The 5049-nt window shown below is 60.1% G+C and carries 6 protein-coding genes; 4 read left to right on the top strand and 2 right to left on the bottom strand.

Annotated features, from left to right (window positions below):
• A partial coding sequence (locus WBF74_RS08475) for a YdbL family protein (RefSeq protein ID WP_424438097.1) occupies nt 1-202 on the top strand: 202 nt, incomplete at its 5' end.
• A gap of 305 nt (nt 203-507) precedes the next feature.
• On the opposite strand, the gene cysQ is transcribed toward WBF74_RS08475, so the two are convergent.
• The gene (gene cysQ, locus WBF74_RS08470) at nt 508-1311 is read right to left on the bottom strand and encodes a 3'(2'),5'-bisphosphate nucleotidase CysQ (RefSeq protein WP_424438094.1); all 804 of its coding nucleotides are present in this window, start codon (nt 1309-1311) and stop codon (nt 508-510) included.
• Between the two features lie 100 nt (nt 1312-1411).
• Here cysQ and chpT point away from each other — a divergent pair, with 100 nt between their 5' ends.
• Nucleotides 1412-2074 carry a histidine phosphotransferase ChpT gene (gene chpT / locus WBF74_RS08465; protein ID WP_424438091.1) on the top strand — a complete coding sequence of 221 codons (663 nt, stop codon included), beginning with the start codon at nt 1412-1414 and terminating at the stop codon, nt 2072-2074.
• Between the two features lie 72 nt (nt 2075-2146).
• Here chpT and ctrA read toward each other — a convergent pair whose 3' ends face one another.
• On the bottom strand, nt 2147-2854 hold the full coding sequence (ctrA, locus tag WBF74_RS08460; protein WP_424438088.1) for a response regulator transcription factor CtrA: 708 nt from the start codon (nt 2852-2854) through the stop codon (nt 2147-2149).
• Between the two features lie 357 nt (nt 2855-3211).
• Between ctrA and fliI the strand changes: the two genes are divergently transcribed.
• The gene (gene fliI, locus WBF74_RS08455; protein ID WP_424438085.1) at nt 3212-4549 is read left to right on the top strand and encodes a flagellar protein export ATPase FliI; all 1338 of its coding nucleotides are present in this window, start codon (nt 3212-3214) and stop codon (nt 4547-4549) included.
• Nucleotides 4549-4959 carry a flagellar export protein FliJ gene (fliJ, locus tag WBF74_RS08450; RefSeq protein WP_424438082.1) on the top strand — a complete coding sequence of 137 codons (411 nt, stop codon included), beginning with the start codon at nt 4549-4551 and terminating at the stop codon, nt 4957-4959. The genes fliI and fliJ overlap by 1 nt, the downstream gene beginning before the upstream one ends.
• Nucleotides 4960-5049: the final 90 nt, after the last annotated feature.

Genomic DNA, 5049 nt, shown 5'->3' with positions numbered 1-5049 from the left:
CAGTTCCCCCACGCCGGAGGTGAAGGCGATGGTGGATGACATCAATCTGCGCCGCCGCGCGTCCTATCAGCAGATTGCGAACAAGACACCGGGCGCGAATCTGAATGCGGTCGAGAAGCTTGCCGCCGAGAAGCTGATCGCGAAGACGCCTTCCGGCCAATATGTGGAACAGGCGCCGGGCCAATGGGTGAAGAAACCCTGATCTGACCCGATTTGGCACAGCGACGCCCGGTTTTGGGGCGGCGGGTGCCTTATCTGTGTCCATATGTGTCCGGGAGAAAGCGTTTTGGCCCGCAGCGCCCGGCACACCCCTTGCACTCCATAAAACAGTCAAGCTTTTCCGCCTGCCGGCTCTTTATTGAAGTCGCGGCGGAGCCGGTGCGGGCCTCCGACGGTCGGGGGGCCAGTTCGTAGCCCGCACCGCCAGCTTGTCTTATCCGACGGCCTCGACAGCACCGCGCCCGGATCGGCTTTTCGCCGGTCCGGGCAGGTGCCGTTGGTGCGGTGTCAGCTTGCTGCGCCGCGCGCAACGAAGAAGGGGTTGTCGAGCCCGCGTTCTGTCTTGCCGTAAAGCAGCGGTGTGCCATCAAGCTGCGTGACGCTGCCGCCCGCAGCCGCGAGAACGGCATGGCCGGCGGCGGTGTCCCATTCCATCGTCCGCCCGTGGCGGGGATAGAGGTCCGCTTCGCCGGCTGCGAGAATGCAGAACTTGAGCGATGAACCGGCAGCGAGAAACTCCTTCACCTTGTAGAGGTTCAGATATTCCTCGGTCTTGGTATCACGGTGGGTGCGGCTTGCAATGACGACGAGGCCGTCTGCTGCGGGCTTGCGTGCGGCAATCGTGCGGGCTTCGCCTTCGGCCTTGCCATCCGGACAGGCAGCGACTTTCTCTTCAAAGGCGTTACCGCTTCCAAAGCCATAGAACATGCGCTCCTTGGCGGGGGCATAGACGACACCGGCAACGGGATGGCGATCTTCGATGAGGGCGATGTTCACCGTGAATTCGCCATTCTTGTTGATGAACTCCTTCGTGCCGTCGAGCGGATCGACCAGAAAGAAGGAACGGCCAATCTCGGGTATATGGCCTGCGGCAGCGGCTTCCTCTGACACAATCGGGATGTCCGGTGCGATCTCTCGCAGCCCGGCAAGGATGAGCGTCTCCGCATCGCGGTCTGCCGCAGTGACGGGACTCTTGTCGTGCTTGGTGACGATTTCGAAGTCGGTGCGGTAATGTTCCATGATCGACGCTCCGGCCTTGAGGGCAAGACGGCGCAGATCATGGGTCAGGGATGCTTTGTCTGAAATCGTCAAATGTCCGGTTCCTGATTGTGCCGTAGCGCAGGGCTGGCATTGAAGGCGATGCAATGGTATCAGGCTTTCTAGTCTTTCAGCGGTGCAGGGGCAATTCGATATGAGCGAAACAAACGAGGTTTCCGCACTGGAGCTTGCCGCTTTGATGTGCAGCCGCGTGTGCCACGATATCATCAGCCCGGTTGGCGCCATCACGAACGGCCTTGAGGTTCTTGCGGATGACGATGATCCTGAAATGAAGGATCACGCGATGGAGCTCATCACGAAGAGCGCCACGCAGGCTTCTGCCAAGCTGCAATTCGCCCGGATCTGTTTCGGGGCGGGCGGCTCGGCGGGTGCTGAACTTGATCTTCAGGACGCAAAGGCTGTGGCTGAAGGGCTGATGGCGAGCGAACGGCCGACTCTGAGCTGGGATGCGCCAGCGGCAACGCTCGGCAAGGACTATGTGAAGCTCCTGCTTAACATGATGCTGATTGGTGCTGCCGCCATTCCGCGGGGTGGTGAAGTGGCGGTGAAGGTCGAAAACGGGACGGCAACTCCCACCATTACCGTGCGCTCCACGGGCACGGCGGCGCGTGTGCCGGAAGAGACGCAGAAGTTTCTGGGCGGCCTGCCGGAAGAAGGCACGCTGGATGCGCGCTCGGTGCAGCCTTATTTTACAGGCCTCGTTGCGCGCTCGCTCGGCCTTTCGATTTCCGCGCGGATGGATGGCGAGGCTTTCGTCATCGAGGCAGGGTTTGTCGATGGGGGCAGCGGCGTGTGAGCCGTAGCCGGTTTGACCAAAAGAAAAGGGCGCCTCGCGGGGCGCCCTTCGCATTTTGGATCATGCCTTGCCTCAGGCGGTTGCCTTGGCGGGCATTGCGGCCTCGGCGGGATCGCGCAGCACATAGCCGCGTCCCCAGACCGTTTCGATGTAGTGGTCGCCGCCTGTCGAGGCCGCGAGCTTCTTGCGGAGCTTGCAGATGAAGACGTCGATGATCTTGAGTTCGGGCTCGTCCATGCCGCCATAGAGATGGTTCAGGAACATCTCCTTGGTGAGCGTCGTGCCCTTGCGGAGTGAGAGAAGCTCCAGCATCTGATATTCCTTGCCCGTCAGATGGACACGGTTGCCCTCGACCTCGACCGTCTTGGTGTCGAGATTGACGGTGAGCTTGCCCGTGTTGATGACTGACTGGGAGTGGCCCTTGGAGCGGCGGACAACCGCATGGATGCGGGCGACCAGCTCGTCCTTGTGGAAGGGCTTGGTCATATAGTCGTCGGCACCGAAGCCGAGGCCGCGCACCTTGTTTTCGATACCCGCCAGACCCGACAGGATCAGGATGGGGGTGGTGATCTTGCCGACCCGGAGCGACTTCAATACGTCGTAACCGCTCATATCCGGCAGGTTCAGGTCGAGAAGAATGATGTCATAATCATAGAGCTTGCCGAGATCGACACCTTCCTCGCCAAGATCCGTGGTGTACACATTGAACCCGTCTGACTTGAGCATCAGTTCGATGCTCTGCGCCGTGGCGCTGTCGTCTTCGATGAGCAGAACTCGCATTGGTCCCCCTCAGGCGATCTTCATATGCCCCGATCGCCTCGGTTTGGTTAATCCATATTTCCAGACATTAAGGTCATTTGGTTAACAAAGGTTAACCGAAAGAGAAAAAATTCAGAAAATTTTACCGATTGGCCCGTAAGTGCTCGAAATCACACGGGCGGGAAGGGGCAGAGCGTGCGGGAACAGATTCCATAACCCCTAAACCTCTGAAAATGCTCCATGAATCTCAGGGACGAAAATGGAGGTATCCGCAGTTTTCAGGGTTTACGCGGTCTTAAAGGGTTCCCGGCAATGATCCTTCCAAGGCGGGTCTGACGAAGGCCCATTCAGGTTTTCCAGTTCAGGAGCTGCGGCCCCGTGAAGGCATTGTTGGCGGAAATCGGCGGGATCGCCGAAATCAGGCATTATGGACGTGTCGTCAGCATTCAGGGGCTGACGATCGAGGTTGCCGGACCGCTTCATGCGATGGGCATTGGCAGCCGCCTTGTCGTGTCGAACCGTGCTGGGGAAGAGGTCACCTGCGAGGTGGTGGGGTTCCGCGACAACCGCGCCCTCTGCCTTCCCTTTGGCCCGCTTTCGGGCATCGGTGTCGGCTGTAAGGCCGTGCTCTCCTCTGACGAGCCGCATATCTATCCTTCATCCGCCTGGCTTGGCCGCGTGGTCAACGCCTTTGGCGAGCCGATCGACGGCAAGGGACCGATTGCTTCGGGCGTGTCGCCCTATCCGCTCCGCACACCGCCGCCGCCTGCCCATATGCGCCAGCGCGTGAAGGGCAAGATCGATCTCGGCGTGCGCGCGCTCAACACATTCACAACCTGCTGCCGCGGGCAGCGCATGGGCATTTTTGCAGGCTCGGGCGTCGGCAAGTCGGTGCTGCTTTCCATGCTGGCGCGGAACACGGCCTGCGATGTCTCCGTGATCGGGCTGATCGGCGAACGCGGTCGTGAAGTGCAGGAATTCATTGAAGATGATCTCGGGCCGGAAGGGCTTGCACGTTCTGTCGTCGTGGTTGCGACATCGGACGAGCCTGCGCTGATGCGCCGGCAGGCGGCCTATCTCACGCTGACGCTCGCCGAATATTTCCGCGACCGCGATCAGGATGTGCTTTGCATGATGGACAGCGTGACCCGCTTTGCCATTGCACAGCGCGAAATCGGCCTCTCGACGGGCGAACCGCCGACGAGCAAGGGGTACACGCCGACCGTTTTCGCTGAACTGCCAAAGCTGCTGGAGAGGGCAGGGCCGGGCACCGGCAAGGGCAGCATCACCGGGCTTTTCACCGTGCTTGTAGATGGCGACGACCATAACGAGCCGGTGGCAGATGCCGTGCGTTCTATTCTCGACGGGCATATCGTCATGGAGCGCGCCATCGCAGAGCGCGGACGCTATCCGGCGATCAATGTGATGAAATCCGTGTCGCGCACCATGCCGGGTTGCAACAACCCGGAGGAGAATGCGCTGATCCGCCGTGCGCGCGGGTTGCTTGCCATCTATGACGATATGGAAGAGCTGATCCGGCTCGGCGCCTATCGCCCCGGTTCGGACCGGCAGGTCGATGAGGCCATTCATTATCAACCCGCGCTGGAAGCCTTTCTTTCCCAGCAAAAAGGCGAAGCGAGCAGCCTTGAAGAAGGCTACCGCCAGCTTGCGGCCATTCTCGACCAGGCACCGGGCTCTATTGAGGAGGCTGAGTGATGCGCAACCGCGAATCCCTTATCCGGCTTCACAAGTTTCAGGTCGATGAGAAGCGCCGCAAGGTCGCGGAACTCGAACTGATGCTGGCCGAGTTTCGCCAGCGCGAGCGGGATCTTGAAGCTCAGGTCGAGGCCGAACAGCGCAAGGCGGGCATTTCGGATGTCGCGCATTTCGCCTATCCGATGTTTGCGAAATCAGTTATCCGGCGGCGCGAAAATATTCTGGAATCGATTCAGGGGCTGGAGCATCAGCTCGAACTTGCGAAGGAAGAGCTTTCAGGTGCCTTCCGCGAGCTCAAGAAATACGAACTGCTTGAGGAAAGTCGCAAGCGCAAGGTGCGAAAGACGGCCATGCGGATCGAGCAGGCCGAGCTTGACGAGATTGCACTGAACATCCATCGCAGCCGCTGATTTCGCCGCTTTCGGGCGAGGGCTTCTATTGGCGGGTTACTGCGCTACAATGGCCGCAGTCAGAACAAGCTTGTGGTCAGGGTCCATGCC

Source organism: Parvibaculum sp. (genome assembly GCF_049672805.1).
Lineage (GTDB): Bacteria > Pseudomonadota > Alphaproteobacteria > Parvibaculales > Parvibaculaceae > Parvibaculum.
This window is presented reverse-complemented; position numbering and strand designations above follow the sequence as displayed.